Annotated in this window: 22 protein-coding genes; 8 read left to right on the top strand and 14 right to left on the bottom strand. The window is 71.7% G+C overall.

Translation table 11 applies throughout. From position 1 onward, the window contains the following. Positions 1-374: 374 nt before the first annotated feature. From B0B15_RS00005 to B0B15_RS00015, 3 genes are read right to left on the bottom strand one after another with little or no spacing between them, the layout of a single operon-like run. On the bottom strand, positions 375-1,709 hold the full coding sequence (locus B0B15_RS00005; RefSeq protein WP_256334108.1) for a glycosyltransferase family 2 protein: 1,335 nt from the start codon (positions 1,707-1,709) through the stop codon (positions 375-377). Then, positions 1,706-2,695: a glycosyltransferase family protein gene (locus B0B15_RS00010; RefSeq protein ID WP_076672717.1), complete on the bottom strand. Its 990-nt coding sequence runs from the start codon at positions 2,693-2,695 to the stop codon at positions 1,706-1,708. Before B0B15_RS00010 ends, B0B15_RS00005 begins: the two co-directional genes overlap by 4 nt. Next, the gene (locus B0B15_RS00015; RefSeq protein ID WP_083708782.1) at positions 2,692-3,633 is read right to left on the bottom strand and encodes a WcbI family polysaccharide biosynthesis putative acetyltransferase; all 942 of its coding nucleotides are present in this window, start codon (positions 3,631-3,633) and stop codon (positions 2,692-2,694) included. The genes B0B15_RS00010 and B0B15_RS00015 overlap by 4 nt, the downstream gene beginning before the upstream one ends. A gap of 67 nt (positions 3,634-3,700) precedes the next feature. On the opposite strand from B0B15_RS00015, the gene B0B15_RS00020 reads away from it, so the two are divergent. From B0B15_RS00020 to B0B15_RS00035, 4 genes are read left to right on the top strand one after another with little or no spacing between them, the layout of a single operon-like run. Then, positions 3,701-4,840 carry a glycosyltransferase gene (locus B0B15_RS00020; protein ID WP_176776529.1) on the top strand — a complete coding sequence of 380 codons (1,140 nt, stop codon included), beginning with the start codon at positions 3,701-3,703 and terminating at the stop codon, positions 4,838-4,840. Continuing rightward, the gene (locus B0B15_RS00025; protein WP_218641716.1) at positions 4,840-5,973 is read left to right on the top strand and encodes a glycosyltransferase; all 1,134 of its coding nucleotides are present in this window, start codon (positions 4,840-4,842) and stop codon (positions 5,971-5,973) included. The genes B0B15_RS00020 and B0B15_RS00025 overlap by 1 nt, the downstream gene beginning before the upstream one ends. Next, entirely contained in the window at positions 5,970-6,974 is a 1,005-nt protein-coding gene (locus B0B15_RS00030) for a glycosyltransferase family 28 protein (RefSeq protein ID WP_256334109.1), read from the top strand. Before B0B15_RS00025 ends, B0B15_RS00030 begins: the two co-directional genes overlap by 4 nt. Then, on the top strand, positions 6,971-7,786 hold the full coding sequence (locus B0B15_RS00035; RefSeq protein WP_076672719.1) for a glycosyltransferase family 2 protein: 816 nt from the start codon (positions 6,971-6,973) through the stop codon (positions 7,784-7,786). The genes B0B15_RS00030 and B0B15_RS00035 overlap by 4 nt, the downstream gene beginning before the upstream one ends. Positions 7,787-7,849: 63 nt before the next feature. Here B0B15_RS00035 and B0B15_RS00040 read toward each other — a convergent pair whose 3' ends face one another. The 5 genes from B0B15_RS00040 to B0B15_RS00060 are packed head-to-tail and all read right to left on the bottom strand — an operon-like array spanning position 7,850 to position 13,138. Beyond that, the gene (locus tag B0B15_RS00040) at positions 7,850-9,007 is read right to left on the bottom strand and encodes a serine hydrolase domain-containing protein (protein WP_076672720.1); all 1,158 of its coding nucleotides are present in this window, start codon (positions 9,005-9,007) and stop codon (positions 7,850-7,852) included. Further along, complete coding sequence (locus B0B15_RS00045) at positions 9,004-9,963, bottom strand: glycoside hydrolase family 68 protein (RefSeq protein ID WP_076672721.1); 960 nt, start codon at positions 9,961-9,963, stop codon at positions 9,004-9,006. Before B0B15_RS00045 ends, B0B15_RS00040 begins: the two co-directional genes overlap by 4 nt. Before the next feature lie 27 nt (positions 9,964-9,990). Continuing rightward, positions 9,991-10,815, bottom strand: a complete 825-nt coding sequence (locus B0B15_RS00050) for a carbohydrate ABC transporter permease (protein ID WP_076672722.1) — start codon at positions 10,813-10,815, stop codon at positions 9,991-9,993. Continuing rightward, on the bottom strand, positions 10,812-11,786 hold the full coding sequence (locus tag B0B15_RS00055; RefSeq protein WP_256334110.1) for a carbohydrate ABC transporter permease: 975 nt from the start codon (positions 11,784-11,786) through the stop codon (positions 10,812-10,814). The genes B0B15_RS00050 and B0B15_RS00055 overlap by 4 nt, the downstream gene beginning before the upstream one ends. Then, on the bottom strand, positions 11,786-13,138 hold the full coding sequence (locus B0B15_RS00060) for an ABC transporter substrate-binding protein (RefSeq protein WP_076672723.1): 1,353 nt from the start codon (positions 13,136-13,138) through the stop codon (positions 11,786-11,788). The genes B0B15_RS00055 and B0B15_RS00060 overlap by 1 nt, the downstream gene beginning before the upstream one ends. Before the next feature lie 178 nt (positions 13,139-13,316). Here B0B15_RS00060 and B0B15_RS00065 point away from each other — a divergent pair, with 178 nt between their 5' ends. Then, on the top strand, positions 13,317-14,339 hold the full coding sequence (locus B0B15_RS00065) for a LacI family DNA-binding transcriptional regulator (RefSeq protein ID WP_076672724.1): 1,023 nt from the start codon (positions 13,317-13,319) through the stop codon (positions 14,337-14,339). A 300-nt stretch (positions 14,340-14,639) separates the two neighbouring features. On the opposite strand, the gene B0B15_RS00070 is transcribed toward B0B15_RS00065, so the two are convergent. The 4 genes from B0B15_RS00070 to B0B15_RS00085 are packed head-to-tail and all read right to left on the bottom strand — an operon-like array spanning position 14,640 to position 19,510. Continuing rightward, complete coding sequence (locus tag B0B15_RS00070; RefSeq protein WP_076672725.1) at positions 14,640-16,322, bottom strand: glycoside hydrolase family 13 protein; 1,683 nt, start codon at positions 16,320-16,322, stop codon at positions 14,640-14,642. Positions 16,323-16,353: 31 nt separating this feature from the next. Beyond that, positions 16,354-17,289 carry a carbohydrate ABC transporter permease gene (locus B0B15_RS00075; protein WP_076672726.1) on the bottom strand — a complete coding sequence of 312 codons (936 nt, stop codon included), beginning with the start codon at positions 17,287-17,289 and terminating at the stop codon, positions 16,354-16,356. Next, the gene (locus B0B15_RS00080; RefSeq protein WP_076672727.1) at positions 17,286-18,200 is read right to left on the bottom strand and encodes a carbohydrate ABC transporter permease; all 915 of its coding nucleotides are present in this window, start codon (positions 18,198-18,200) and stop codon (positions 17,286-17,288) included. The genes B0B15_RS00075 and B0B15_RS00080 overlap by 4 nt, the downstream gene beginning before the upstream one ends. Next, positions 18,197-19,510: an ABC transporter substrate-binding protein gene (locus B0B15_RS00085; RefSeq protein WP_076672728.1), complete on the bottom strand. Its 1,314-nt coding sequence runs from the start codon at positions 19,508-19,510 to the stop codon at positions 18,197-18,199. The genes B0B15_RS00080 and B0B15_RS00085 overlap by 4 nt, the downstream gene beginning before the upstream one ends. Before the next feature lie 111 nt (positions 19,511-19,621). On the opposite strand from B0B15_RS00085, the gene B0B15_RS00090 reads away from it, so the two are divergent. Together B0B15_RS00090 and B0B15_RS00095 are read left to right on the top strand one after the other, a co-directional pair. Next, on the top strand, positions 19,622-20,851 hold the full coding sequence (locus tag B0B15_RS00090) for an ROK family protein (RefSeq protein WP_076672729.1): 1,230 nt from the start codon (positions 19,622-19,624) through the stop codon (positions 20,849-20,851). Positions 20,852-20,921: 70 nt separating this feature from the next. Continuing rightward, the gene (locus B0B15_RS00095) at positions 20,922-22,205 is read left to right on the top strand and encodes an alpha-amylase family glycosyl hydrolase (protein WP_076672730.1); all 1,284 of its coding nucleotides are present in this window, start codon (positions 20,922-20,924) and stop codon (positions 22,203-22,205) included. A gap of 117 nt (positions 22,206-22,322) precedes the next feature. On the opposite strand, the gene B0B15_RS00100 is transcribed toward B0B15_RS00095, so the two are convergent. Both B0B15_RS00100 and B0B15_RS00105 read right to left on the bottom strand, forming a co-directional pair. Continuing rightward, the gene (locus B0B15_RS00100; protein ID WP_076672731.1) at positions 22,323-22,973 is read right to left on the bottom strand and encodes a response regulator; all 651 of its coding nucleotides are present in this window, start codon (positions 22,971-22,973) and stop codon (positions 22,323-22,325) included. Beyond that, positions 22,970-24,658 carry a sensor histidine kinase gene (locus B0B15_RS00105; RefSeq protein ID WP_306169546.1) on the bottom strand — a complete coding sequence of 563 codons (1,689 nt, stop codon included), beginning with the start codon at positions 24,656-24,658 and terminating at the stop codon, positions 22,970-22,972. Before B0B15_RS00105 ends, B0B15_RS00100 begins: the two co-directional genes overlap by 4 nt. 115 nt (positions 24,659-24,773) lie before the next feature. Here B0B15_RS00105 and B0B15_RS00110 point away from each other — a divergent pair, with 115 nt between their 5' ends. Further along, positions 24,774-26,300 (top strand): CitMHS family transporter, encoded by a 1,527-nt coding sequence (locus B0B15_RS00110; RefSeq protein WP_076672732.1) that lies wholly within the window; start codon positions 24,774-24,776, stop codon positions 26,298-26,300. Positions 26,301-26,348 lie beyond the last annotated feature (48 nt).

Here is a 26,348-nt window from a genome sequence, read left to right on the forward strand (position 1 = left end):
GGCATTTGACAAGTGCACGCTGTTGAGTTCTCAAGGAACGGACGCACCCACAGAAACAGTCATCTCGACCTACCCGTGAGGCAGTTCACTACCTACGCCACCCGCACACGACAAAACCACTCCGAAGAAGCAGATTTGGATGTGTGCCGAACGGCAGAACCCCAACTGTAGACCAGAGACTGAAAAGTCTCAAGCACTGATGTTGGGGGCGGTTCGTCACTTGAGGGGCTGCGGGGCCTTCCGGCCGCTCCGCTCTCCCCTGTGGGGCGAACAAGTAATAAGTTACGCCCGAACCACGCCACCGTCGAATCGACGGCACCGCCCGGGCGTGTCGCCGAGTCCAGCCCCGCCCGGTGAAGGAGGGACGGGCGTCGTCAGACGAACCGTTCCGGCGCTCCCCACCCTCCGACCCATGCCTCAACGTGCGGCTCGGGGCGGAGCACGTGCACGCCCTCCACCGCGACGGTTCGGGTGGCGAGACCGCCCTCGTCGGACCACCGACGTGCGCGTCGACGCGCACGTCGGTTCTGTGCCCGGCCGATCCGCACGCCCTCGCTCGTCGTCACCTGCACGGTGCCGACGTCGCCCTCGCCCAGTAGCGCCAAGGCCGCCGGAAGGGAGGAGTCCTGCATGACGACGACGGGAACATCGAGCTCCAGCGTCACGCGCGCATCATGCGAGGACCCGCCTTCGCGGACACGCGGGTCGGTCCCGAGCGCCGTGCCCGGGGGGATGGCATCCAGGGTCACCGTCGCCCGCGGGAAGGCGGCGAGGATCGAGTCGACGCAGACGAAGGCGGCGGCGAGGGTCAGCTCCCCCGGGATGCGCACCTCGAGGTCGGGCGTGCGCGGGAGCAGGCCGCGGCCGGCGGACCCGTCGACCGGGATGAGCTGCGCGAGCTGCAGGCTCTGGCGGTTGCCCTCCGCGGCCCGGTCGCGGTCGTCGCGACCGGCCCAGTCCGGTCCGTCGTGCCAGGCGACGGCATCCGGGACGTGAGCGAGGACGGCGCCGGCCTGCCACGCGCGGTGCGCCCACTCCCAGTCCTCTCCCCCGTAGGCGGAGAAGGTCTCGTCGAAGCCGCCGACCTCGTCGAAGAACGCGCGGGAGCAGGCGAGCACCGCGCTGATGACATAACGGTAGGAGCGGTCGTCGGCGTGGAGCAGGTCGCCACTGTCCGCGTAGGTGTCTTGCAGCCAGGCGGGCTCGGGCAGCTCGAGGGACGGGGCGACCTCGGCGATCGGCGCATCGACCGGTACGCCGGCGAGATCCGCGTGACGACGGCGCCCGACCGTCACGGCCTCCCGCAGGAGTGCCGGCAGTCGTGTGATCGAGCGGACGTAGCCCGGTTCGGGTGTCGTGTCGGCGTCGAGGAAGCAGAGCACGTCGCCGGTGGCGACCGAGGCCCCCAGATTGCGCGCGGCGGCCGCGCGGAAGCCGCGGTCCTCCTGGCGGACGAGGCGGACACCGTCGGGCACCACGGGCGATTCAGGCGATCCGTCGTCGGCGACGACGATCTGGAGCCGGTCGGCTGGATGGTCCTGGCGCGAGAGAGCGGCGAGCGTGCGGGCGAGCTCGCGCGGCTGCGCGAAGTGGGTCACGATGACGGAGACCCTCGGCGGCTCCGGGTCGAGGTGCGACACCAGATCCCACCGGTTGCCCGGAACCCATGGCATCCGGTCGTTCCAGCCGTCCGGGACGTCGGCGCTCACGACGCGACCTCGCGCCACCAGCGCAGGTAGGCGCGAGCGGCCTCGGCGCGGCCGAACGGGAGGGGGGCGACGCCGTGCCACGTCGTGGTCGCGTCGGCGCGGGCGACGGAGATCGCGTCGGCGAGCGCGTCGGGCTCGACCACGCTGAGGGTGCCGGGCCGCAGCCGCGCCATTTCGTCGACGTAGCGGTTGCGCACGGCGACCGGACGGCGGCCCCAGCCGATCCACGAGGTGAGGGATCCCGACGCCGACACGTGGCGATGGGCGATGACGGGCACCGCGACGCGGGCGACGCGCGCGGCCATGTCGGCGTCGTCGAGCCAACCGGTGACCTCGACGGCGACGCCGGCGGCATCCGCTCGGTGGACGAAGGTCTCGAGGTCGGCCGCGTGCCCCTCCGACGCGCGCCCGAGCACCGTCAGTCGCGGAACGCCCGCGGCGACGGCGGCGGCGAGCGCCTCGTCGTGGCCCTTGCCGGGGTAGAAGTAGCCGAGCACGCCGACGGCGTCGTCGGAGGAGGCGCGGGACGCCGGACGTTCGTCGACCGGCAGGGGGACGACGGCCACGGGCCCGCCCCAGACGTCCTCCTCGCGGAGCAGGTCGCTCTCGTGGGCGCTGTTGACCGCGACGGCGCGCGCCGCCTCGCTGACCGCACGGTAGAACGCCCGACGACGGGGCCGGTTGCGCTCTCCGTCGGACGCCTGCGGCACGTCGTGCAGGGTCACGGTGAGCGGATGCCGAGCGGCCAGCGCCACGACGGTACGCGTCGCCTCCTCGGGCGAGGCGCCCCACAGACGGTCGGTCACGTGAGCGTGCACGGGCGTTCCGGGAGCGAGCGCGGCGAGCGCATCGGGGGTGGCGATGCGGGTGCCGGGCTGCAGGCGGACCACCTCGGCGGCGATGTCACGCGCGTACACCGCGACCCCGTGCGGCCCGGGGTGGACGAGGAGCACCGGGGGTGCGGCATCCGGGGTCGGAAGGTTCATGCGGTGGCCGCCCAGGTCGCGATCAGCGGCGCCATGCGGTCGACGACGGCGGCCAGCAGTGCGGGACGCTCCCGGTAGTACGCGAGGTGGGCCTCGCGGACGGTCTCGGCCGCAAGCGGTTCCCCGGCGACGATCCAGTCGGGTCGGGGCGCGGCATCCATGTTCCAGGCGTCGACCACCCAGTCCTCGAGCGGCGCGCGTACCGAAGCGAGGATCGGACGCCCCGGATCGACGGCACCGCCCGGTGCGCCGAGAGCGGAGACGATGCGCTCGCCGAGCGGGAGGAACAGCGCGTTGCCGGGGTGATTGACCGTTCGCGCGAGGTCTTCAACGACGGGATCGAACAGGTCGGATGCCACGATGTCGAGCCCGCGCGCCTCGCGGCGGCGCAGTTCGGCACGGGAGCCCTCGGCGATCTCGTGCACCGCGGTGGGCGGGAGGGCGCCGGGGATGTCGATGTGCGCGGCTTCGGCGACCGTCCGCACGTCGTGATAGGCCACCAGCGGCGGATCCTCGGGGAAGTCGGGCAGGCGCAGCACCGCCTGGAACGGGTGCAGACCCGCGAAGCGGACGGCCGGGACCGTGACGACGCGGGCCGTCGGCGCGAGAGACGCCCGAAGCTGCGCCGTGCCCAGCGGAAGGCCCCGGTAGTCGTCGCGAATCGGCTGGCTGACGAGGAACGACGCTTCGCGGAGGAGGTCGTGCAGCCGCGCGGCGTCGTCGGCCGACAGCTCATGAACCGCGGGCATGCGCACCGTCGGGAGGGCGTCGGAGGAGACCACGAGGCGCAGGGATGCCGCCTGGCAGTTGCCCACGACGAGGCCGTAGCCGGTGGGCGGCGGCGCGTCTCCGAAGAACTCGGCGTAGTGGGCCCGGCGCGCTATCACCGCTTCGCCGTGGTCCGCAAGGCTTCCCAGCCGCGCCATCTCGCCACCCATGATGTGAACGTATCCGTCGGTGTCATCGTCGTCCCAACCGCCCCGTTGCATTGCGATGTGCCTGGCGATGCGGTACACGCACCGTCACGCACGCCTGCACGAGGAGGAAGAGAAGATCGTCACCAGCACCGTCCCCCCGGTCCGGGTCGCTGCCGTCCCCGCGGCGCACCCCTACGTCACCGCCGTCGCGGATCCCGCGCACGTGCTCCTGCTCGCCGATCCGCCTCCCCCGGGGGCCCCGGCTGGGCAGTGGTGGCCGCCGCAAATCCTCCTCCCGGAGTGGCTGCGGGAGAACGCGGCGGACTTCGACCTGGTCCACGTGCATTTCGGCATCGAGTCGTACACGCCCGAGGAGCTCTCCTCGACGGTCGCGACGCTGCGATCGCTGGGCCGGCCGCTGGTCTACACGGTGCACGATCTCGAGAACCCGCAGGTGCTCTCGCAGGACACCCACCGCGCCTCGCTCGCGGTGCTGGCCGAGGCGGCCGACGAGCTGGTCACCCTGACCGGGACGGCCGGGGACGAGGTCTTCGCGCTCACCGGGCGTCGACCGACGGTGATCGCCCATCCGACCCTGCTCGCCGAGGCTCCCCGCCCCACGGGCACCGCCCACGACGTGACGCGCATCGGCGTGCACCTGCGCGATCTTCGCCCCAACATCGACGGGGTGGGAACCACCGCGACGCTCGTGCGCGCCGTGGCCGACCTGCGGGCCCAGGGAGCGCGCATCGAAGCCGTCGTGCGGATGAACGAGAACGTCCGCGACGCGGAGGCGGCGGCATCCATCGATCTGCTCGCGCGCGACGCCGAGGGCGTCACCGTCGAGCGTGGCGGACGGCTCGACGACGAGGCGCTCTCGCGCTGGCTCGCCGACCTCGACGCGTGCCTGCTGCCCTACCGCCACGGCACGCAGTCGGGCTGGGCGGAGCTCTGCTACGACCTCGCCGTGCCCGTCATCGGCACGCGCGTCGGGCACATCGCGGCCCAGCACCCGGCCGATTTCCACAGCTTCGACCTCGGCGAGCCCGTGTCCCTCGCGCGGGCGATCGTTGCTGCCACCGACGCGGCGTGGTCGGCACCCGGCTCGCCGCGGCGGGCGGCCGAGATCGAACGCCGACGCACCGCGCGCCTCGAGGAACGGGATGCCGTGCGCGCCGCGCATCTCGCGCTCTACCGACGCGCCATGACCACGGAGGAGGCGGCGTGATGCGGGACCGGAAGACACTGCGGGTGCTGGTGGTGGCGCCCTCGCGGTACGCCCTGCGCCAGCCGCACGCCGGTGGCCTCGAAGCCTGCGTGTGGGATCGCGTGAGATGGCTGCGGGCGCGCGGGCACGAGGTGACGCTGTGCGCGGCCGACGGATCGGATTTCCTGGGCGACGTGCCCGAGTTCCGCCTCCCGACCCCCGAGTGGACGCGCCCGGAGGAGTCGTCCGACACCGACTACCCCGCGGGGTACGCCGAGGCGGTCGACGCCGCCTACGACGCGGCCCTGGAACGCCTCATCGCGGACCGCCACCTCTACGACGTGGTGGACAACCACAGCCTGCATCCTGCCCCCATCAGATGGAGCCGGGAAGCCGGCATCCCGGTCGTGACGACGCTGCACACCCCTCCCCTGGAGCCGATGCTCGAGGCCGCCGCGGACGTACGCGACAGCCCGCACCGCTTCGTTGCGGTGAGCCAGGCGACCGCGCGCGCGTGGTCGGTCGAGGGCGTGGACGCGTTCGTGTTCCCGAACGGCATCGACACCGATCAGTGGACCCGTGGGACGGGCGGATCGTCATGGGTGTGGTCGGGCCGCGTGGTCCCCGAGAAAGCCCCTCATCTCGCGATCGAGGCGGCACGCGAGGCCGGGGCGCACATCCGGCTGGCCGGCCGTATCGGTGACGTCGACTACTTCGAGCAGGAGATCGTGCCGCGCCTGGGCGCCCACGCCCGCTACGTCGGCCCCCTGCGACAGCCCGACCTGTGCCGGCTCGTGGGATCGTCGGCCGTCGCGCTCGTGACGCCCATGTGGGAGGAGCCGTTCGGGCTCGTCATCGCCGAGGCGCTCGCCACGGGCACTCCCGTCGCCGCGTTCGACATCGGCGGCGTGGCGGAAGTGCTCAGCGGGATGCCGGGATCGGCGACGGTCATGCCGGGTGACGTCATCGCGCTCGCCAGGGCCGCCGCCCGGCTGGCGTCCGAGGGGGCGCAGGAGCCGCTCACCCGCGTGTGGACCCGCCGCGCCGCGGTGCGGCAGCACTCCCTCGCCCAGCGCTATCGCGAGGTGGAGCGCGTACTCGCCTACACCGCGCAGCCGGTCCTGGCGCGGCGCGCGCCGGCGGTGGCGTGGTGATCGGCTGGTACGTCCACCACCACGGCTACGGCCACGTCGCTCGGTTTCTGGCGGTGCAGCCGCACCTGCGCTCGCCCGTCGTGGCGTTCTCGTCGATGCCGCGGCCCACGACCCTGCCGGCCGACATCGAGTGGGTGGAACTGCCCCCCGACGCCGACGAGTTCGAGGGCGCCGACGGGTCGCTGCACGATCCGCGCGACGGCGATCCGACCGTACGCGGGCACCTGCACTGGGCCCCGCACGGGCACCCCGGCCACCGTGCGCGTCTCGCGACGATCGCCGCGACATCCGTCACGCGGGATCTCCAGGCCTTCGTCGTCGACGTGAGCGCCGAGGTGGTCGCCTTCGCGCGTCTGCTGGGCCTGCGCACCGTCGCGGTGACCCAACCGGGCGCCCGCACCGATGCCCCGCACGCCCTCGCGTACGCCCTGGCGGACCGCATCGTCGCGCCCTGGGCGCACGGGGCCGTGCCGACCGCGGGGCTGTCGGCGCACGGGGACCGCGTCGTGTGGACGGGCGGGATCTCGCGGCACGACGGTCGCGCCCCCGAGGGCGTGCGCGCCGAGCGCTCGGTTCTCGTGCTCGGGCGCGTGCTCGACGACACCGTGCGCGAGCAGGCCTCGGCACGCCTGCGCGACCGCGGATGGGACGTGACGGCCGTCGGTCACGACGCGGCCTCGCGCGTGGACGATCCCTGGCCGCTGATCTCGCGCAGCACCGTGGTGGTCAGCGCCGCCGGGCAGAACAGCGTCGCCGATCTCGCGACCGCGCACGCGCGCGCGGTGGTCATCGCGCAGGAGCGACCCTTCGACGAGCAGGCGCACACCGCCGACGCCCTCGAGCGGTGGGGACTGGCACGCCGGGCCGACACAATGGTCACGGCGGACGGGCTCGTCGCCCTCGTCGAGGCCGCGGCCGACGACGAGCCGGACTGGTCCCGCTGGCAGGTCGCCGGAGGCGCCGAGCGCATGGCCGCCGCCGTCGAAGCGGTGCTGCCGTGAAGACGGCGGTGATCACCGTCGCGTCCCGCGCGCGCGCCGAGCACCTCGCGCGTCAGCGCCGCGTACTCGCCGAGGTCGCGGCCGACATCGTGCGGGTGGAGGCCTGGCTCGATGAGACGCCGCCGGACGGCATCCCGGATGCCGGCACCCTCACGCTGCACGTCCCCCCGGGGCCGCACGGGATGCGCGTGGGCGAGGGGCGCAATCGAGCCGCCGCCGCGGCCATCGAGGCCGGGGCCGAGCTGCTCGTGTTCCTCGACGTCGACTGCCTCCCGGGCGCGGAGCTGCTGCCGGCCTACCGCGCCGCGGCTCGCGCCCACCCCGACGCGATCCTCGCCGGAGCGGTCACGTACCTCGCGAGCGTCCAGCGCCCTGAAACCGCCGCTGACCTGCCCTTCCTCGCGCGCCCGCACCGCGCGCGGCCCGCTCTCGCGCCGGGCGCGACGCGAGCGGCGTCGCGCGAGGAGTACGACCTGTTCTGGTCGTTGTCGTTCGCCGTCACCCCCGCGACGTGGGATCGGATCGGCGGCTTCCACGCCGGCTACCAGGGCTACGGCGCCGAGGACACCGACCTCGCGTGGACGGCGCGCGCCGCCGACGTCGAGATGCGGTGGGTGGGTGGGGCGGATGCCTTCCACCAGTGGCATCCGGTGTCCTCTCCGCCGTGGCAGCACCTCGACGACATCCTCCGCAACGGCGCGACCTTCCACGCGCGGTGGGGGTCATGGCCGATGGGCGGATGGCTCGAGGCCTTCGCCGCGGCCGGGGCGATCGAGCAGCGCGACGGCGTCTGGGCGCGCACCCGCGCGTGAGGTGCCAGGAGTCGTCGCTTCCCGACGTCTGAAGGCGACGGTTCCTGGCGCCTCGCGCGGGGGTCAGACCAGCGCGCGGAGGGCGTCGACGATGCGCGTGGCGCGGGGGTCGTCGGCCTCCATCCAGTTCGTGACGAACGCGAACCCGACCCGGGCCGCGGGGTCGGCGAAGGCGACCTGACCGCCCGCCCCGTCGTGGCCGAAGCTCGTCGGTCCGAGGTAGCGGCGCGCGTCGGAGTCGAGCTGGAACCCGGCCGCCCACCGCGGCCATGGCGCCGGCGCGGCGAAGACCGGAGCACCCGCCGTCCGCTCGCGCGTCACCGCGTCGAGCGTGTCGTCGTGGAGCAGACGGAGGCCGTCGGTCTCGACGACCGTGGCCGACCACATCGCCGCGACGGCCCGCGCCGTGGCCACGGCTCCCGCGCCGGGGATGACGGCGGCGCGCACGTCGTCGGCGTTGAATCCGTCGTCGGCGGTGACCAGGGTGGTCGGCAGGGCACCGCCGAGCGTCATCGCCCGGTCCAGCCAGTCGATCGCGCCGGGCTCTCGCTCGGCCGCCTGCCGCGCGACGAGGGCGGCGAGCGTCGGCCCCACGCGCAGGTGCGCCACGGATGCCGCGACCTCGCTCGGCATCCCGAGCCACGCGCCGCCGCCCACGGCCTCGGCCATGGCGGCGAAGGCCGCACCGGGGGCGACGCCGCCCGCCCGCCGCACGATCTCGCCCGACAGCCAGCCGTGCGTGAGCGCGTGGTACGCCCAGCCGGCGCCGGGTTCCCAGAGCGGTTCCTGCGCGGCGACGATCCGCGTCATCGCGTCGAAGTCGAGCAGCTGCGCGCGCGAAACGTCGACCCGCGGGGCCGAGACGCCCGCCCGGTGGGCGAGGGCGTCGCCGACACTCACCCGGTCCTTGCCGTGCGCCCCGAATTCCGGCCAGAGCTCGGCCAGCGGACGATCCGGATCGAGCCGCCCCTCTTCGACGAGGCGCGCGGCGAGGATCGACATGAGCCCCTTCGTGCACGAGAACACCACCGAGGGCGTGTCGCGCTCCCAGGGTCGGCCGTCACGGCTGTCGGCCGTACCGCCCCAGACGTCGATGACGGGGCGCCCGTCGACGCGGACGGCGAGGGCCGCACCCATCTCGGGCAGTCCCTCGAACGCGGCGGCGAAGGCCTCGCCCACCGACTCCAAACCGGGGGCGACGACGCCCTGCACCGCGGTCATCGGACGACCTCCGCGACGACGAGGCGGTCGCCGTCCCACCGCAGCGGCAGGGGGTCGGACAGGGTGCCGACGAACGCGCCGTCGGTCGTGACGTTTTCGAACGCCAGCATCACGGCCCGCCCGTCGGCGTCGTCGGCGACGACCCGGCCGCTGTAGAGGCGCTCGTCGGCGACGAGCGACGCCTGCTCCACCGGATAGGGACCGCGCGGGTCGTTCAGGGCGACGGCCCAGATCCCTCCCGCCTGACCGGCGCGGTCGCCCGCGAGGTGGGTCGCGTCGCATGAGAACACGAGCGCCCACCGGCCTTCGATCTGCACGACCTGCGGGACCTCGAGGTGCGCGAAACCGGCGCCCGGCGTGCTGCGCGGCGGGCGCACCTCCCACTGGTGCAGGTCGCGCGACCACGCGTGGCCGATGACCCCGCGGTCGCGCTCGACACCCTCGCGCGCGCGGGCGGTCACGAGCATGTGCCACCCGTCGCCGTCGGGGTCGGCGAACACCCACGGGTCGCGCCACGCCTCCTCGTGCCACGTGCCCGCGTCGAGCGTCTCGTACCACCGCGCGTCGGCGGCCACGACGACCTCGCGATCCTTCACCCACGTCGCCAGGTCGGTGGAGGATGCCGCGAGCACCGTCTCGACGTTCGTGATCTCGCCGTCGCGCAGGAATCGCGAGCCGGTGTAGAACATGCGCCAGTCGGCATCCGCCCCGACGATGCTGCCCGTCCACGTCGCCGTGGCATCCGGAGCATCACCGCCGGAGGGCTCCAGCACCGTGCCGTGCACGGTCCACGAGCGCAGGTCGTCGCTCGTGGCGTAGCCGACGCTGGCGTTGCGGTGGCGCAGGTCGGGGTCGCCCAGGCTCGTCGGCGCCTGGAGGAACATCATGTGGTGGGTGTCGCCGTGACGGGCGAGCCAGAAATCCCAGACCCAGTGGTCGGGCAGCGTGAACGTCATGAGATCCGTTTCGAGGGATGCGGGCGATCAGCCCTTGACCGCGCCCTGCACGAGGGCGCGGATGAATTGGCGCTGGAACACGAGGAACAGCAGCACGGCGGGCGTGATGATGATGAGCGCTCCGGCGTTGAGCAGCGGGATGCTGAGCGAGTACTGCCCCTGGAAGAAGGTCAGGGCGCCGGCGACGGTGCGCTGCAGCGGGTCGGCGATGAGCACGACCGGGAGCAGGAACTGGTTCCACGTCCAGATGAACAGCAGGATCGCCAGGGCCGAGAGAGCCGGCGCCGCCAGCGGCAGCTGGATGCTGCGGAACTCGCGCCAGAGCGACGCCCCGTCCACGCGCGCGGCCTCCGACAGCTCGCGGGGCACGTTGACGAAGTGCGCGCGCATCCAGAACACCCCGAACGGCATGTAGAGCCCGATGAGCGGGAAGATCACCGCCCAGGGGGTGTTCACGGTGCCCATCGATTGCGCTTGGTAGTACAGCGGGATGATGAGCGCCTCGAAGGGGATCGTCAGACCGAGGACGAAGAACACCAGGATGCCGCGCCCGAAGCGCACCTGGAGCGAACCCAGCGCGAAGCCCGCCAGGGTGGCGGCGACCAGGCTCAACGGCACGACCCCGAGGACGATGACCAGGCTCGAGCCCATGAGCTGCCACACGTGACCGGTCTCGAAGGCGGTGGCGAAGTTGCCCCACTGCGGGTCGGTCGGCCACGTCAGGCCGGTCGGGTTCTGGTCGGCGGGCTGCAGCGCCGCCGAGAACATGCTGATCAGGGGCAGAAGCGTCACGATCGCGGCGACGCTGAGCAGGAGGATGCCGAGGACGCGCTCGGTGCGGCTGGCGATCACGAGTCGCTCGCTCTCGAAAGACGTTGGATGGGGAGCACCACGATCAGCACCAGCACCATGAGCACGATGCCGAAGGCCGAGGCCAGGCCCACGTCGCTCTGGGTGAAGCCGATGCGGAAGATCGACAGGCCCGGCACGAGGGTCGCGCGGCCCGGGCCGCCCTGGGTCGAGGTGTAGATGATGTCGAAGCTCGACAGGGCGGCGATCACGGTCACGGTGACGAGCACCGCGATCTCCTGACGCAGACCGGGCAGCGTGATGGTGAAGAACTCGCGCCACCACCCGGCACCGTCGAGACGGATCGCCTCGTACAGCGAGACGTCGATCTTGCCGAGACCGGTGAGCAGCAGCACGGTGCACAGGCCCGTGAGCACCCACGACCCGATCAGCCCCACGGCGGGCAGCGCCGTGCCGTAGTCGGCGAGCCAGGGGCGGGTGATCCACCCGAGCCCGACCCAGCCGAGGATCTGATTGACCGCCCCGGTCTGGGCGTACATCCACGACCACGCGATACCGGCCGCCGCGAGCGGGATGATCTGCGGCAGGAACAGCACCGTCTGCGCGGTGGCGGCGAACGCCTTGTACCGGATGCCGCGGATCAGCGTGGCCAGCACCAGGCCGAGGCCGACGGGGATGAACGTGAAGAACGCGATGAGGACGAAGGCGTTGCGGATCGCGCCGAGCAGGTCGGGGTCGGTGAACACCGTGAAGTAGTTCTCGACGCCCACCCAGCGGGCGACGCCGATGCCGTTCCAGTCGTAGAACGAGTACTGCACGCCCTGCACCAGGGGCCAGACGACGAACCCGACGTAGAACGCGAGGGCGGGGACGAGGAGCAGCCAGCCCGCGAGGGTCGCCCGCCGGGCCACTGCGCGTGCAGCGGCCCGGCGAACGGGTGCGGTCGCCGTCGCCGAGGAGGCGTCGTCGCCTTGTCGAGGGGCCGCCGCAACGGCGACCGCACGGTCGGTCATTACTCCCCGACCTCGCTCTCGTAGAACTTCTGCACGCGGTCGACGAACTCCTGGCCGGTGATCTGGCTGGTCACCAGCAGCTGCGACTCGGGGATGATCGAACCCGCGTAGATACCCGCCGTGGTGTTGGCCATGAAGTCGACCTGGCCGTTCTCGGCGCCGATCTGCGCCGACATCTTCAGCGCGTTCTCGATGAGGGATCCGGCCTCCACCGTCGGCAGCTCCTGCGCCGGGTCGCCGCCGGGCGACGCACCGGTGACGTCGACGATGATCTGGCGCGCGGTGGGATCGGTGTGCACCCAGTTGAGGAAGTAGACGATCTCGTTGAGGTGCGGGGACTTCGCCGCGACGGAGAACGAGTTCGCCGCGCCCATCGCCACGTGGTCGGCCCCGGCCTCGGCCGGCGGCACGAGGAAGAACTCGACGTTGGAGCCGAGCGCCTTCTGGTAATTCGCCGCCTCCCAGTTGCCGTTGAAGGTGAACAGGCCCTCGCCCGCCGAGAAGCGGCTGGTGAAGGTGAAGTAGTCGATCGCGTTGATGTCGGACGGGAAGTACCCGGCATCCGCCCATTTGCGGACGAGCTCGGCGCCCTCGACGTTGCCGGACTCGTCGTAGCGCGCACCCGGCTCGTTGAACATCCACGACAGGAACTGATCCTTGTCGACGTACTGGTTCATCGCGGCTTGGACCACGAAGTTGACGACGCCGTCCTTGTCGCCCGCCATGATCGGCAGGATGCCGGCGGCCTTCGCCTTCGCCATGTCCTCCTCGAGCTCGGCGAGCGTCTGCGGCGGGGCGTCGATGCCGAGCTGGTCGGCGAGCGTGGTGTTCATGTAGATACCGGTGATGCTGTACCCGAGACCGAGCTGGTACAGCGACCCCGATCCGCGAACGCCTTCGTCGGTCATGCGCAGCGGGGCGAGCTGCGACGCCGGCCAGGCATCCCAGCCGTAGGCGTCGAAGTAGGGGTCGAGGTTGGCCACGAGTCCGTCGCGCACCGTGTCGCCGAGGGTGGGGAGGCGGATGAGGTCGGGCGGGGTGGAGCTGGCGAGGAGCTTGGGGGCGTTCGCGGTGAGGTTCTGGAACGTGTCGCGGTTGATCGTGAAGGTGACGTTCGGGTGCTGCTTGGTGAACTCCTCGGTCAGCTTGTCGGTGACCGGGAAGCCCGTCTCGTCGGCGATCGTGAGCTGGACGGGGTCGCTGGTGAGCTCGGTGTTGACCTCGACGTCGTTCTGCGCGGTGGGGGCCGCGCTTCCGGGTGCGCACCCGGTGAGTGCGGCGCCGGCGAGCCCCGCGATCGTGAGCAGGGCGAGGGATGCCCCTCGACGACGGCGGGGGATACGGGTGTTCATGTCGACTCCTTCGTCTGTGCTGCGTGCCGGCGCTCGGGCTGTTCCGGCGGCGGACTTCTGGTGCGCTAACCTGTGCTGAAAGGATTTAGCACGATCATTTACGCAGACGCGCGGGGTGCTGTCAAGATCGCTGCGAAGATCGTGACCGCGGCGCCGACGCCGCAGAACGGGGGCACCGATGGGCAAGAGGGTCACGCTGGCCGACGTCGCCCGACGCGCGGGGCTGTCGCCCGCAGCGGCCTCGATGATCTTGAACGGACGCCCCGACACGCGCTTGTCGCAGGACGCGCATGAGCGCGTGCACGCCGCCGCGGCGGAGCTCGGTTACCGGCCCAACATGTCGGCGCGGGCGTTGCGCACCGACACCTCGCACACCGTGGGCTTCGTGTCCGACCTCGTCGCCACCACCCGTTTCGCGAGCGGGCTCATCAAGGGCGCGCTCGGGGCGGCGGAGGCCGCGGGTCAGGTCGTGCTCGTGGCCGAGACCGGCGGCGAGCCCGAGCGCGAGGCCGAGGCCGTCTCCGCCCTGCTCGACCGCCAGGTCGACGGCATCATCTTCGCCTCGATGCGCGCGCGGGAGACCTTCGTCCCGCGCCTGCCCGCGGGGCTGCGCACCGTCATGCTCAACGCCACGAACGACCTGCACCGCTGCAGCGTTTTGCCCGACGAGGAGACGGGTGGCCGCCGGGCGATCGAGCTGCTCCTCGAGGCGGGGATCCGCGACGGCATCCTGCTCCTCGGCTACGACGCGGAGGCCGAACGCGACCTGTTCCGCTCGGCCACGGTGGCGGCGCGCGTGCGCGGGATCTCCGCCGCGATGGCCGACGCGGAAGCGACCTTTCTGCACGAGGAGTCGATCTGGCTGTGGGAGCCCGCCCCCGGCTACGAGTTCACCGCCCGGTTGCTCGCGCAGGGGATGCGTCCGCGGGCGATCGTCTGCCTGAACGACCGACTCGCGTTCGGCGCCCTCCAGGCTCTGGGGGATGCCGGCCTGCGCGTCCCCGAGGACGTGTCGCTCGTGTCGTTCGACAACGACGAGCTCGCCGCGTACCTCCGCCCCGGGCTGACGACGATCGGCCTCCCCCACGAGGACATGGGACGCCGCGCCGTCGAGCTCCTGCTCGCACCGGACGGACCGCCCGAGGGGCAGCACCTCGTCGAGATGCCGGTGGTGATCCGCGACTCGATCCGTCGCCCGTGAGCGCACGGGGGCGGGGTCGAGTGTCCACAACACCCGGAACGTTTCAAAATCCGTCCGGGTGTTCTGGACAGTCGGTGCGTGGGGCGGGCGGAGCGGGCAGAGTGCGCGGGGCAGGGAGATCGCGCGGAGCGTGCACGGCGCCAGGTGGCGTCGAGTGTCCAGAACACCCGGGACGTTTTGAAATCCGTCCGGGTGTTTCGGACAGTCGGTGAGTGAAGCGGGCGGATGCCGGGGGCCAGGGCGTCAACGACGGACGCGGGGAAGCCCCCGCGCTCGAGGGCGCCGGGGCTTCCGCGGGGGTCAGGCGCGTCGCATCCAGACCGTCGTCTCGCTCGGCAGCGTGTCGCCGGCGAGCGGGCCGCTCGACAGCAGCACCTCGCCCGCGGGCAGCGCTGCGGGCTCGGTGCCGAAGTTGGTCACGACAGCCCAGCCGTTCGGGCGTTCGAACGCCACGACGGCCGGCGCCGTCCCTTCGATCCACTCCAGCTGCTCGTCGGTCTGCAGCTCGTGCCGCAGGTCGAGTGCGCGACGGTACAGCGACAGCGTCGAGGCGGGGTCGTCGTCCTGCACGTCGACGGCCGCGGGCCCGAACCACTCCGGCTGCGGCAGGTGCGCCCCGCCCTCGCCGAAACCGAATGCCGCGCCCGACGCCGTCCACGGCAGGGGGACCCGGCATCCGTCGCGCCCGAGATCGACACCGGGGCTGCGGAAGAAGGTGGGGTCCTGGCGCTGGTCGTCGGGGATGTCGGCGACCTCGTGCAGGCCCAGCTCCTCGCCCTGGTACAGGTATGCCGATCCCGGTAGACCGAGCACGAACAGCGCCGCGGCGCGCGCGCGTCGCTCGCCGCGCGCGGCGTCGAGGGTCGGCGTCCGTCCGCCCGAGAGCAGCCACTCGTTGCCGTGCTTGAGCGTCGGGCGTCCGTCGGCGCCGCGCTCGGCGTCGGGCAGGCCGTACCGCGTGGCGTGGCGCACGACGTCGTGGTTCGACAGCACCCAGGTGGTCGACGAGCCCGAGCGGGCGGCGAGCGCGAGGTTGTCGGCGACGATGCGGCGGAACTGCCCCGCGTCGAAGTCGGCCTCGAGCAGGTCGAAGTTGAACGCCTGCCCGAGGCTGTCGGCGCTCGCGTACAGCGGCACGCGCGAGGGGTGCACCCAGGCCTCGGCCACCGCGGTGCGGGGCGGGTCGTACGAGTTGAACACGGCGCGCCACTCGGCGTACACCTCGTGCACGTCGTCGCGGTCGAGCAGGGGGTGCGAACCGTCGATCGGGCGCGCCTCGAGCTCGGCGCGCGAGGGCAACGGCTCACTGAGGTCCTTGGTCAGCATGTGCGCGACGTCGATGCGGAACCCGTCGACCCCGCGGTCGCTCCAGAAGCGCAGGGTCTCGACGAAGTCGGCGCGCACCTCGGGGTTCGACCAGTTCAGGTCGGGCTGCGAGACGTCGAAGTTGTGGAAGTACCACTGGCCGTCGGCGACGCGCTCCCATCCCGGGCCGCCGAACACCGAGACCCAGTCGGTGGGCGGCTCCGAGCCGTCGGGACCGGTGCCCTCGCGGAAGATGTACCGCTCGCGCGCGGCCGAGCCGCGGCCGGCGGCCAGCGCCTCCTGGAACCACGCGTGCTTGTCGGAGGTGTGATTGGGCACGATGTCGACCACGACCCGGATGCCGTGGGCGTGCAGCTGCGCGATCAACTCGTCCATGTCGGCCAGGGTCCCCAGCCGCGGGTCGACGTCGCGGTAGTCGGCGACGTCATAGCCGCCATCGGCGAGGTCGGACGGGTAGAAGGGACTGAGCCAGATGGCATCCACCCCCAGCTCGGCCAGGTACGGAACGCGCGAGGTGATGCCGGGGATGTCGCCGAGGCCGTCGGCGTTCGTGTCGGCGAAGCTGCGGGGATAGACCTGGTACACCACGGCCTGGCGCCACCAGTCGGGGGCGTCGGAGAGCTCGCGGGCGTGCACGGACGGTGCGGCGGTTGTCACGGAGGGTCCTTTCGGGGAGGGGATGGTCTGCTCAGCCCTTGACGGCGCCCTGCGTGACGCCGGCCATCACCCAGCGCTGGGTGAAGAGGTAAGCGACGATCGCGGGGGCCATGGCCATGAGGTACGAGGCGAAGGCGACGTTGTAGTTGTTGCTGAACTGCGTCTGGAACAGGTTCTGGCGCACCGGCAGCGTCTGCAGGGCCGGGTCGCTGATGATGAGCGAGGGCATCATGAAGTCGTTCCAGGCGTACAGGAACGCGAAGATGCCGACCGTGGCGCTCATGGGAGCGAGCAGCGGGAAGATCAGGCGCCAGAACGTCTGCCAGGTGGTCGCGCCGTCGATCCGCGCGCTCTCCTCCAGCTCGAGGGGGATCGAACGCAGGAACGCCGTGAACAGCAGCACGCTGAAGCTCAACTGGAACATTGTCGCGAGGATGATCACGCCGAGCGGGTTGTCGAGGCCGAGGCGCCCGGTGAGCTGGATCTGCGGGAGAGCGATCACCGGGAACGGGATGAACATCGCCGCGAGCAGGTAGAAGAACGAGTACCTGAAGAGCTTGCGGTCCCAGTTGCGGGCGATGGCGTAGGAGGCGAAGGCGGCGAGGATGATCGTCGCGACGACCGTGCCCGCGGTGACCAGCAGCGAGATTGCGAGGCCCACCGGGAACTTCGTGAGCGTCCACGCCTGCACGAAGCCGTCGAAGCTGATCGGCGAGGGGATCGAGAACGCGTTGCCGTCGACCACCTGCGTGCCGCTCTTGAGCGCCATCGAGACGGTGACGTACAGGGGCAGCAGCACCGTCAGCGAGCACAGCACGAGGATGGTCGTCGTCGACCAGCTGATGCGCTCGGCGCCGACGCGGCGGAAGCGGGAGCGCCGGGGGCCGGAGCCCGCGGGGCCCTGACGCTCGGGGACGGCGAGCTCGGCCTGTTCGAAGGCGAGAGCGGGCTGGTTGAGAGCGGTCATGACAGGGTGTTCCTTCCCCGGGTCAGCGAGAGCTGCAGGAGCGAGATGACGACGGCGACGACGAAGAAGAGCGCGGCGTTGGCCATCTGGTAGGCGTAGTCGCCGCCGTTGAAGCCCAGGATGATCGACATCGCGACGCTGCGCGTCGCGGTGCCGGGGCCGCCGCCGGTGAGCCCGACGATGATGTCGTAGGCGTTCAGGAAGCCCTTGAAGCCGAGGATGACGTTGATGACGACGTACCCGGCCACCAGCGGCAGCGTGATGCGCAGCAGCTGCTGGGTCTTACTGGCGCCGTCGAGCCCGGCCGCCTCGTACACGTCGCCCGGGACCGAGAGCAGCCCGGCGATGTAGATGAGCAGCGTTCCGGGGATGGCCTGCCACGCGGTGACGATCACGATCGCGACCCACGCGAGATCGGGGTTGGCGAGAAGGCTCGTCTGCAGCCAGGAGATGCCGAGCGCTTCGCCCGCCGACGGTACGGAGTTGCTGAAGAGGAAGTTGAAGACGTAGGCGATGATGATGCCCGAGATCACCATCGGGATGACGAAGACCGTGCGCAGCGCCTTCGTGAAGCGGATCCGCGCGGTCAGGCCCACCGCGAGCAGGAAGGCCGCGACGTTGACGACGATCACGGTGGCGATCGAGAACCCGAAGGTGAACAGGTAGGCCTGCAGGATCGCGGGGTCGCTGAAGATCGCGATGTAGTTCGTCAGCCCCGTGAAGTTCCACTCCCCGAGACCGATCGAGTCGGTGAAGCTGAAGAAGATGCCGATCAGACCCGGGATCGTGATCGCGAGCGTGAAGAGCACGAGGGTCGGCAGCAGGAACAGGTAGTAGATGGGCTCGATCCGGCGCGAGCTGCGGCGAGCCGTCGCCTTCCCTCCCGTGACGATCGTGGTGGTGGTGGTCATCGCGCGGCCTCCTCGCCAGCGGCATCCGTCGTCGAGGCGGGCGGCTGGCGGAACGCGAGCCGCGACCAGTCCTCGTCCATGGTGCGCAGGGTGGTCTCGGGCGAGGCGCCGAAGATCATCGCCTGCGCGTAGTTGAAGGTGGGGATCGTCTTGGGCACGAGCACCGAGGCGCCCTGGTAGATCCGCCCCTCCTCGTAGTAGGGGACCATGCCGGCGACACGCGGGTCGCTGGGCGAGGGGGCGTCCTTCGTCGGTGCGAATCCGAGCTGGGACTCGTTGTAGGCCTCGATGATCTCGGGCTGGTACAGATACTCCAGGAAGTCGCGGGCGGCATCCTGATGGCGGGAGGCCTCGGGGATGATCGCGGCGAGGTCCATGTTGACCCGCACCTTGAGGTCGTCGGGGTCGTCGGTCATCGGCAGCGGGAAGGTGCCGACGGGGAGGTCGGGCGAGGTCTTGGCGATCTCGCCGAGCGCCCACGGGCCCTGCAGGTACATCGCGGCCTGACCCTGGGCGAACGCGAGGTTGCCGTCACCGTAGGCGCGGCTCTCGGCATCCTCGTTCGTGTAGTCCTGGGCGAGCTGCAGCATGCGGTCCATCGGCTCGGTGAAGTCCTTCGCGAACGACACCGACGAACCGGACCCCACCTGGTCGCCCTCGGCGGCGAGGCCGTCGAAGAAGTCGATCACGTCGAGCGAGCCGCCGACCGAATAGTCGTACCACCCCTGCGCGACGGTCCAGTCGTCTTTGAACGTGCCGTAGAACGGGGTGATGCCGTTCTGCTTCAACGTGTCGGACACCTGCAGCAGCTCGTCCCACGTGGTGGGGACCGCGAGCCCGTACTGCTCGAAGATCTGCGTGTTGTAGATGACGGATGCCGCCATCACGGAGTACGGCAGGGCGCTCGTGCGCCCCTCGCACGAGCCGTACTGATCCATGAGCGGCTGGAGGTCCTCGCGGACGCTCGCGGCGGCGGCGGTGCCGCTGAGGTCGCTGAGCGCGCAGCGCTGCACGAACCGGGCGACCTCGTAGTTGTAGTTGGCGAGCATGATGTCGGGCGGGTTGCCGCGGACGAAGCTCGCCGACACCACGTCGACGCCCGAGCTGTCCATCTCGACGCGCACCTCGTCCTGCGAGGCGTTGTACTGCGCGACCACGTCGTTCATGAACGTCAGCGCCTCGCGCTTGCTGAAGGTGAAGCGGATGGTCTCGCGCCCGTCGGCCGAGCACCCGGCGAGCAGACTCGCCCCGAGCACCCCGACCGCGGTCGCGGCGAGCCATCGTCGCCCCGCTCTCGTCTTCGTCGACACCTGCGTCCTCCTCGCTGCACTGCGAATTTGTTGTGTCGCCGAGTAAATTTACTCGCCAAATCAACTTCGTGAGGGCAGTATTGCACCGGACGCGAAGGGGGTCAAGATCTGATGACGGATGCCACGACATCGGCGCCCTCGCTGCGCCGACGCAGTCTCGACACGGTGCTCGCGCACGCCTGGGACGCCGAGGCGTTCACCGCGAGCGACGTGATCGCCGCCGTCGGCCTGACGCGATCGACGACCATCGACGTCCTCGACGAACTGGTCGCGCGAGGCCTCCTCGCCGAGATGCCGAACGCCCGCACCGTCGGTGAGTACTCGAAAGGTCGCCCGGCGCGCCGCTTCGCCTTCCGCCCGGAGGCGGCTGTGGTGGTCGGCGTCGACGCCGGGCGCGGGCACGTCACGGCCACCGTCGCCGATCTGCGCGGACGGACGCTCGCGACCTCGCGTCTCGCGATCGATCCCGAGCGCGACTCCCCGGAGCGCCGTCGACGCGCCGCGGAGACGACGGTCGATGCCACTCTCACGCGTGCGCACCGCGATCGGTCCGACATCGCCGCCCTCTGCGTCGGCGTGCCCGCGCCGGTCGACCGGTCGGGTCGATCCCCCCTTCACCACGACGGATTCTGGGAGCGTATGAACCCGGGCTTCGTCGACACGTTCGCCGACTGGGCGCCGGTGGTCCGGGTCGAGAACGACGCCTCTCTCGCGGCCGTGGCCGAGCGGGCCCGCGGCGCCGCGGTCGGCGTCGACGACTTCATCGCCCTGCTCGCCGGCGAGCGGTTCGGCGCCGGCATCTGGGTCGACGGTCGCCTTCTGCGCGGTGCCCACGGCGGCGCCGGGGAGACCGTCGCGTTCGATCGGGTGGAGGGCGTCGGCAGCGCCGAGGGCCTGGCGCCACGGTGCGTCGAGGCGGCCCGCGCCGCCATCGCCTCCGGGCGCCTCCCCACCGGATCCGCGCTGGCGACGATCGACCCCGCCGCGCTCGACGCGAAGACCGTCCTCGATCTGGCCGGCGCGGGCGACGCCGGGGCGCTGGCCATCGCGCACGAGGTGGGCGGCGCCCTGTCCATCGTCGCGGCGACCCTCGGCAGTCTTTTCGACGTGCGGAGGGTGGTCGTCTCGGGCGCGATCGCCGCGGGCGCCGAACCCATCATCACCGCGGCACGGGCCGCCCTCCCCCGCGCGCTGGACCTTCCGGCGCCCGAGATCGTGGCATCCCCCCTCGGCGCGGACATCGTCTCGATCGGCGCGGTCGCGGCGGCCGTCGACGCGGCGCGGTCGCACGCGCTCGACCTTCTCGCCTTCTCCGCGCCCGACGCTCGCGCGCGCGCCTGACCACGCACCTCCGCGGCGGCCGCCGCGCAACCCCGCCCGACGATCCGCGAGACCTCGATAGCGTCGAGTCATGCCCGAATGGCCCGAACACGTCATGTGGTGGCACGTCTACCCGCTGGGATTCGTCGGCGCGCCGATCCGCGACGGCGTCGACCCGGATGCCGAGCCCTCGCACCGCCTCGACCGCCTGCACCCCTGGCTCGACCACGTCATCGAGCTCGGGCTGAACGGTCTGCTGCTCGGACCGGTCTTCGCGGCCGAGACCCACGGATACGACACCGTCGATCACTTCCGCATCGACCCAAGACTGGGGGACGACGCCGATTTCGACCGTCTCGTGGGGGCGGCGCGGGAGCGCGGCATCCGGATCCTGCTCGACGGCGTCTTCAATCACGTGGGGCGCGCGCACCCGGCGTTCCGCGCGCAGACCGAGGACGGGCCGCAGTTGTTCCGCGGGCGGTGGGTCGACGGCCGCTTCGAGGCGGACGTGTTCGAGGGGCACGACGCGCTCGTCGCGCTCGATCACTCCTCCCCCGCCGTCGTCGACCTCGTCGTCGACGTCATGTGCCACTGGCTCGAACGCGGGATCGACGGGTGGAGATTGGATGCCGCGTACGCGGTGCCGTCGGCCTTCTGGGCCGAGGTGCTGCCGCGGGTGCGCGAGCGCTTCCCGGACGCGTGGTTCCTCGGCGAGGTCATCCACGGCGAGGCGGCGCGGATCGTGCGGGAGTCGACCATCGATTCCCTGACGCAGTACGAGCTGTGGCAGGGGATCTGGCACGGCATCGCCGACGGCAACCTGTTCGAGCTCGGCCACGCCATCGAGCGGCACGACGAGCTGCTGCGCGTCTTCGTCCCCCAGACCTTCGTCGGCAATCACGACGTCACGCGCATCGCATCCGCGGTGGGGGCCGACCTCGTGCCGCACGCGCTCGCCGTGCTGTTCACCGTGGCCGGGACGCCCTCGGTGTACGCGGGCGACGAGTTCGGGTGGACCGCCGTGAAGGAGGATCGCCTCGGCGGCGACGACGCGGTGCGACCGGAGTTCCCCGCCGGCCCCGATGAGGCGCAGGCCGACGCCCGCGTCCTCGAGGCGCATCGCTCGCTCATCGCCCTCCGGCGCCGCAAACCGTGGCTCTGGCGCGCGCACACCGACGTGATCGAGCTCGCCAACGCTGCCGTGGCGCTGCGGACGGCGACCGGCGACGACGCCGTCGTGGTGACGCTGAACATCGGCGACGAGCCGGTGTCGCTGCCGGCCGCCGATGCGCGCACGATCGTCGCGGGTGACGGCACGCTCGCCGCCGGACGCGTCGAGCTGGGCGCGCGCGGCTGGGCGGTGCTGGAGGCCTGAGCTCCCCCTCGTCCCACCTATGGCCGGTGCGAGACGCCGACACCCACCACAGGTGGGACGAGGGCGCGTCGCGCCGGCACCGATCAGAGGGGAGCGAGCGGTGCGATGCCGGGACGCTCAGCCGCCCGCGCGGAAGCGATGCTCGGGCCGACCCGTCGACCCGTACCGCAGGCTCACCTGCACGAGACCGCGCTCGGCGAGCGCCGTGAGGTGACGCTGCGCCGTCGCGCGCGAGACGCCGATGCGCTCGGCCACCTCCGTCGCCGACGCCTCGTCATCGCCCAGCGCCGCCAGCACCGTCTGCTCGGTGGCCGAGCGGGCGAGCGAGGATCCCTCGCGCTCCCCCCGCATGAGGGATGCCGCGCGGTCGATGTCGTCCTGCGAGAGGGGCCGGACGCTGGTCAGCAGGTTGCGATAGCGGGCGTAGCGCTCGAGACGTTCGGCCAGCACGCGCGTGTCGAACGGCTTGACGAGGTAGGCGAGCGCCCCGGCCGAGAACGCGCGCCGGACGGTTGCGGCATCCGTCGCCGCCGACAGGACGAAGGCGTCGACGTCGAGGGAGCGCACGAGGTCGATGCCGTCGCCGTCGGGCAGGTAGACGTCGGCGAGCACCAGGTCGGGGGCGTGCGCGGCGATCGCGGTGCGCGCCTCTCCGATGGTGCGCGCGGGCTCGAGGGCCACGAAACCCGCGCGCGCGGCGACCGCCTCGCGATGCAACCCCGCCACGCGGAAATCGTCGTCGACCACCAGAACCCGGATGCCGCTCACGCGCCGCCCCTTTCCCGCACCACATCGTCGCCGGCTCGGCGGACGCCGGGTAGGCGCGCCGCGACCACGGCGCCGTGCCCGTCGCCTCCGGCATCCACCACCCACACCTCGCCGCCCCGGCGCCGCGCGAACTCGCGCGACAGGGGCAGGCCGATCCCGAGACCGTGCACGGTGTCGGAGTCGGCATCCCGATCGCGCGGCGCGAAGATCTCGTCGACGTCGACGATCCCGCCCCCGCTGTCGGCCACCGTCATCACCACCGCGTCGCGGTCGTCGAGCACGCTGACCTCGACCGCGCGGGGGGCCGGAGCCGCCGCCGCGGCCGTGACGGCGTTGTCGATGAGGTTCCCCAGCACCGCAACCACGTCTTCCACGTCGTCGATCGGCTCGCGCGAGAAGGTGTCGTCGGCCAGGCGCAGGGCCACGCCGCGCTCGCGGGCCGCGAGGGCCTTCGCGCCGAGGAACGACTGCAGCATCGCATCGCCCACGAGCTCGATGCCCGGCACGGCCCAGTCGACCGAGCCCCTGTCGACGAGGTCGGCGAGGAAGGCCCGCGCCTCCTCGACCCGGCCCGCGTCGAGCAGCCCCACGGCCGCATGCAGGCGGTTGGCGTTCTCGTGCCGCTGCACGCGCAGCGCGTCGCCCATTGCGCGCACGCTGTCGAGCCGGCCCGACAGCGCCATGACGTCGGTGCGATCGCGCAGCACGGCCACTCGGCCCAGGGCGCGCGCCCCGCGGCGCACGGGTCGCACGTCGATGAAGACGACCCGGTCGCCCAGGGGCAGTCCCGTCGACGCCCCCGGCCCCGAAAGCGCCGCCGTGACAGCGGGGGCGAGGCCCAGGTCGGCGATCGGCCGCCCCACAGCACCCGTCACACCCAGTAGGCGTTCGGCGGTCGCCGTGCACACGCGCACCACTCCGGCTTCGTCGAGGGCCAGGACCCCCTCGTCCGCCCCCTCGAGCACGGCCGTCTGGGTCTGCACGAGTGCGACGAGCTCCTCGGGCTGCACGCCCAGGGTCAACCGCTCGAGTCGCCGTCGCATCAGCAGGGCCACGATCGCGCCGATCGCCACGGCGAGCGCGACCGCCACCGCGATGCCCCCGATGAGGGCCGGCAGGTCGTCGAACACGCTGGCCCGTTCGAAGCCCACGCTGACCTCGCCGACCGGCGCTCCTCCGGCGGGCGGGTAGATCGGTACCTTGGCCCGCGCCGACTCCCCCAGGGTCCCGGTCTCCCACGTCACCACCTCGCGGCCCGCGAGGGCGTCGGCGAAGCTCGTGCTGACCACCTGCCCCAGGCGATCGGGGTCGGGGTGGGCCAGACGGATGCCGTGATCGTCGGTGATGACGACGAAGAGCCCCTGCGTGCGGTCAGTGACGTCGGCGGCGTAGTGCTGCAGCTCCCCGTCGCGCAGCTGCGCGGCATCCGGGGTTCCGGGGTCGGCCGAGAACGCCGTCACGAGCGCGCGCACGTCGGGGGCTTCCGCGACGGAGCGCGCGATGTTGAGGGCGGACGAATCGGCCTCGGCCTTCAGCTGCTGCACCCCGAGGAACGCGAAGACGGCGGTGCACACGGCGACGACCACGAGCTGGGTGGCGACCTGCACCACGAGCATCCGGGTGGCGAACCGCATGCGCACCTCCCGGTCGGCGACGTCGTCGTGCGCGAAATGCGCAGAAGACACGGTACGCGCATAACGGCGCTCAATGCGAGCAAGCGCGCGCGGAAGTCAGCGGCATCCGTACGGTCGGCAGATCGATGGCGCACCGGGCGCCCACATCCACGACGAAGGAGTCGCGATGACCCCCCTGATCCTTGCGGCTGAGGCCGAAGAGTACGCGGTGGCCTACACGCCCGCCGATGGTGTGCTCGTCGCCCTCGGCTTCCTCATGGTGCTGTCGTTCATGGCGCTGATCATGACGCGGCGCATGACCCCGATGGTCGCCCTCATCATCGTGCCGACCGTTTTCGGCCTCATCGCCGGCGCGGGTTTCGGCCTCGGCGACATGGTGATCGACGCGATCGGCAAGATGGCGCCGACCGCCGCCCTGCTGCTGTTCGCCATCATGTACTTCGGCATCATGATCGACGTGGGGCTCTTCGATCCCCTGATCCGCGTGATCACGCGTTTCCTGGGCGATGACCCGGCCAAGATCGTGCTCGGTACGGCGATCCTCGCCGGCGCGGTGTCGCTCGACGGCGACGGCTCGACCACCTTCATCATCACGACCTCGGCGATGCTCCCCCTCTACCTGCGCTTGGGTATGAGCCCCGTCGTGCTGACGTGCGTCGCGGGTCTGATGAACGGCACGCTCAACATCGTCCCGTGGGGCGGCCCCACCGTGCGCGCCGCGACGGCGCTGGGCCTTCAGCCCACCGACGTCTTCGTGCCGATGGTGCCCTCGCTCCTCGCGGGCCTGGTCGTCGCCCTCGCCTTCGCGTGGTTCCTCGGTCTGTCCGAGCGCAAGCGTCTCGCCGGTTCCGTCGACACCTCCAAGATCGACGGACCCGGGGGCTTCGGTCGCCTCGGCGCTCCGAAGATCTTCCGCGGCGCGGAGCACAAGCCCGGCGCCCTCGCCTCGCTGCGCACCGGCAACATCGTCACCGTCCGCGGCGGCCAGGGTGCCGTCGCCGCCCCGCAGCTGGTCGAGGCCGCCGACACCGCGATGGCCGACACCATGCTCGACCCGAACCGCGCGACGCTCCGACCCAAGCTCATCTGGTTCAACCTCGCCCTCACCGTCGCCGTGATGGTGCTGCTGGTGATGGACATCTTCCCGCTCGCCTTCGTCTTCATGGTCGGTGCCGCCCTGGCCCTCATCGTGAACTTCCCGAAGCTCCGCTCGCAGGCCGACGAGATCGTCGCCCACGCGCCCAGCATCGTCGGCGTCGTCTCGATGGTGCTCGCCGCGGGTGTGCTCGTCGGCGTGCTCAACGGCACGGGCATGGTCACCGCCATGGCGTCGTGGATCACCGAGGTCATCCCCTCATCGATGGGGCCGTTCCTGGCCGTCATCACGGGTGTGCTGTCGATCCCGTTCACGTTCTTCATGTCGAACGACGCGTTCTACTTCGGCATCCTCCCGGTTCTCGCCGAGAGCGCGGCGAACTACGGCATCGCCCCGGTCGAGATGGCCCGCGCCTCGATCACCGGCCAGCCCGTGCACCTGCAGAGCCCGCTGGTGCCGGCCATCCTGCTGCTCGTCTCGCTCGCCGGCGTCAACCTCGGCGACCACCACAAGAAGGTGCTGTGGCGCGCGACGATCGTCTCGCTCGTGATGCTCGCCGTCGGCGTGCTCGTCGGCGCGGTGCCGCTGCTCGGCTGATCCGCGGGCGAAGAAGGGCCCGGATGCCACGGCATTCGGGCCTTTCCG

This window comes from Microbacterium sp. RU1D (assembly GCF_900156435.1).
Lineage (GTDB): Bacteria > Actinomycetota > Actinomycetes > Actinomycetales > Microbacteriaceae > Microbacterium.

Coding starts and splice junctions, on each gene's coding strand:
- B0B15_RS00010 (WP_076672717.1), bottom strand. CDS start 2,695: ATGAACCTTCCGACCCCGGATGCCGCACCCCCGGTGCTCCTCGTCCAC.
- B0B15_RS00015 (WP_083708782.1), bottom strand. CDS start 3,633: ATGGGTGGCGAGATGGCGCGGCTGGGAAGCCTTGCGGACCACGGCGAA.
- B0B15_RS00020 (WP_176776529.1), top strand. CDS start 3,701: ATGCGGTACACGCACCGTCACGCACGCCTGCACGAGGAGGAAGAGAAG.
- B0B15_RS00025 (WP_218641716.1), top strand. CDS start 4,840: ATGCGGGACCGGAAGACACTGCGGGTGCTGGTGGTGGCGCCCTCGCGG.
- B0B15_RS00040 (WP_076672720.1), bottom strand. CDS start 9,007: ATGACCGCGGTGCAGGGCGTCGTCGCCCCCGGTTTGGAGTCGGTGGGC.
- B0B15_RS00045 (WP_076672721.1), bottom strand. CDS start 9,963: ATGACGTTCACGCTGCCCGACCACTGGGTCTGGGATTTCTGGCTCGCC.
- B0B15_RS00055 (WP_256334110.1), bottom strand. CDS start 11,786: ATGACCGACCGTGCGGTCGCCGTTGCGGCGGCCCCTCGACAAGGCGAC.
- B0B15_RS00060 (WP_076672723.1), bottom strand. CDS start 13,138: ATGAACACCCGTATCCCCCGCCGTCGTCGAGGGGCATCCCTCGCCCTG.
- B0B15_RS00065 (WP_076672724.1), top strand. CDS start 13,317: ATGGGCAAGAGGGTCACGCTGGCCGACGTCGCCCGACGCGCGGGGCTG.
- B0B15_RS00075 (WP_076672726.1), bottom strand. CDS start 17,289: ATGACCGCTCTCAACCAGCCCGCTCTCGCCTTCGAACAGGCCGAGCTC.
- B0B15_RS00080 (WP_076672727.1), bottom strand. CDS start 18,200: ATGACCACCACCACCACGATCGTCACGGGAGGGAAGGCGACGGCTCGC.
- B0B15_RS00090 (WP_076672729.1), top strand. CDS start 19,622: ATGACGGATGCCACGACATCGGCGCCCTCGCTGCGCCGACGCAGTCTC.
- B0B15_RS00095 (WP_076672730.1), top strand. CDS start 20,922: ATGCCCGAATGGCCCGAACACGTCATGTGGTGGCACGTCTACCCGCTG.
- B0B15_RS00110 (WP_076672732.1), top strand. CDS start 24,774: ATGACCCCCCTGATCCTTGCGGCTGAGGCCGAAGAGTACGCGGTGGCC.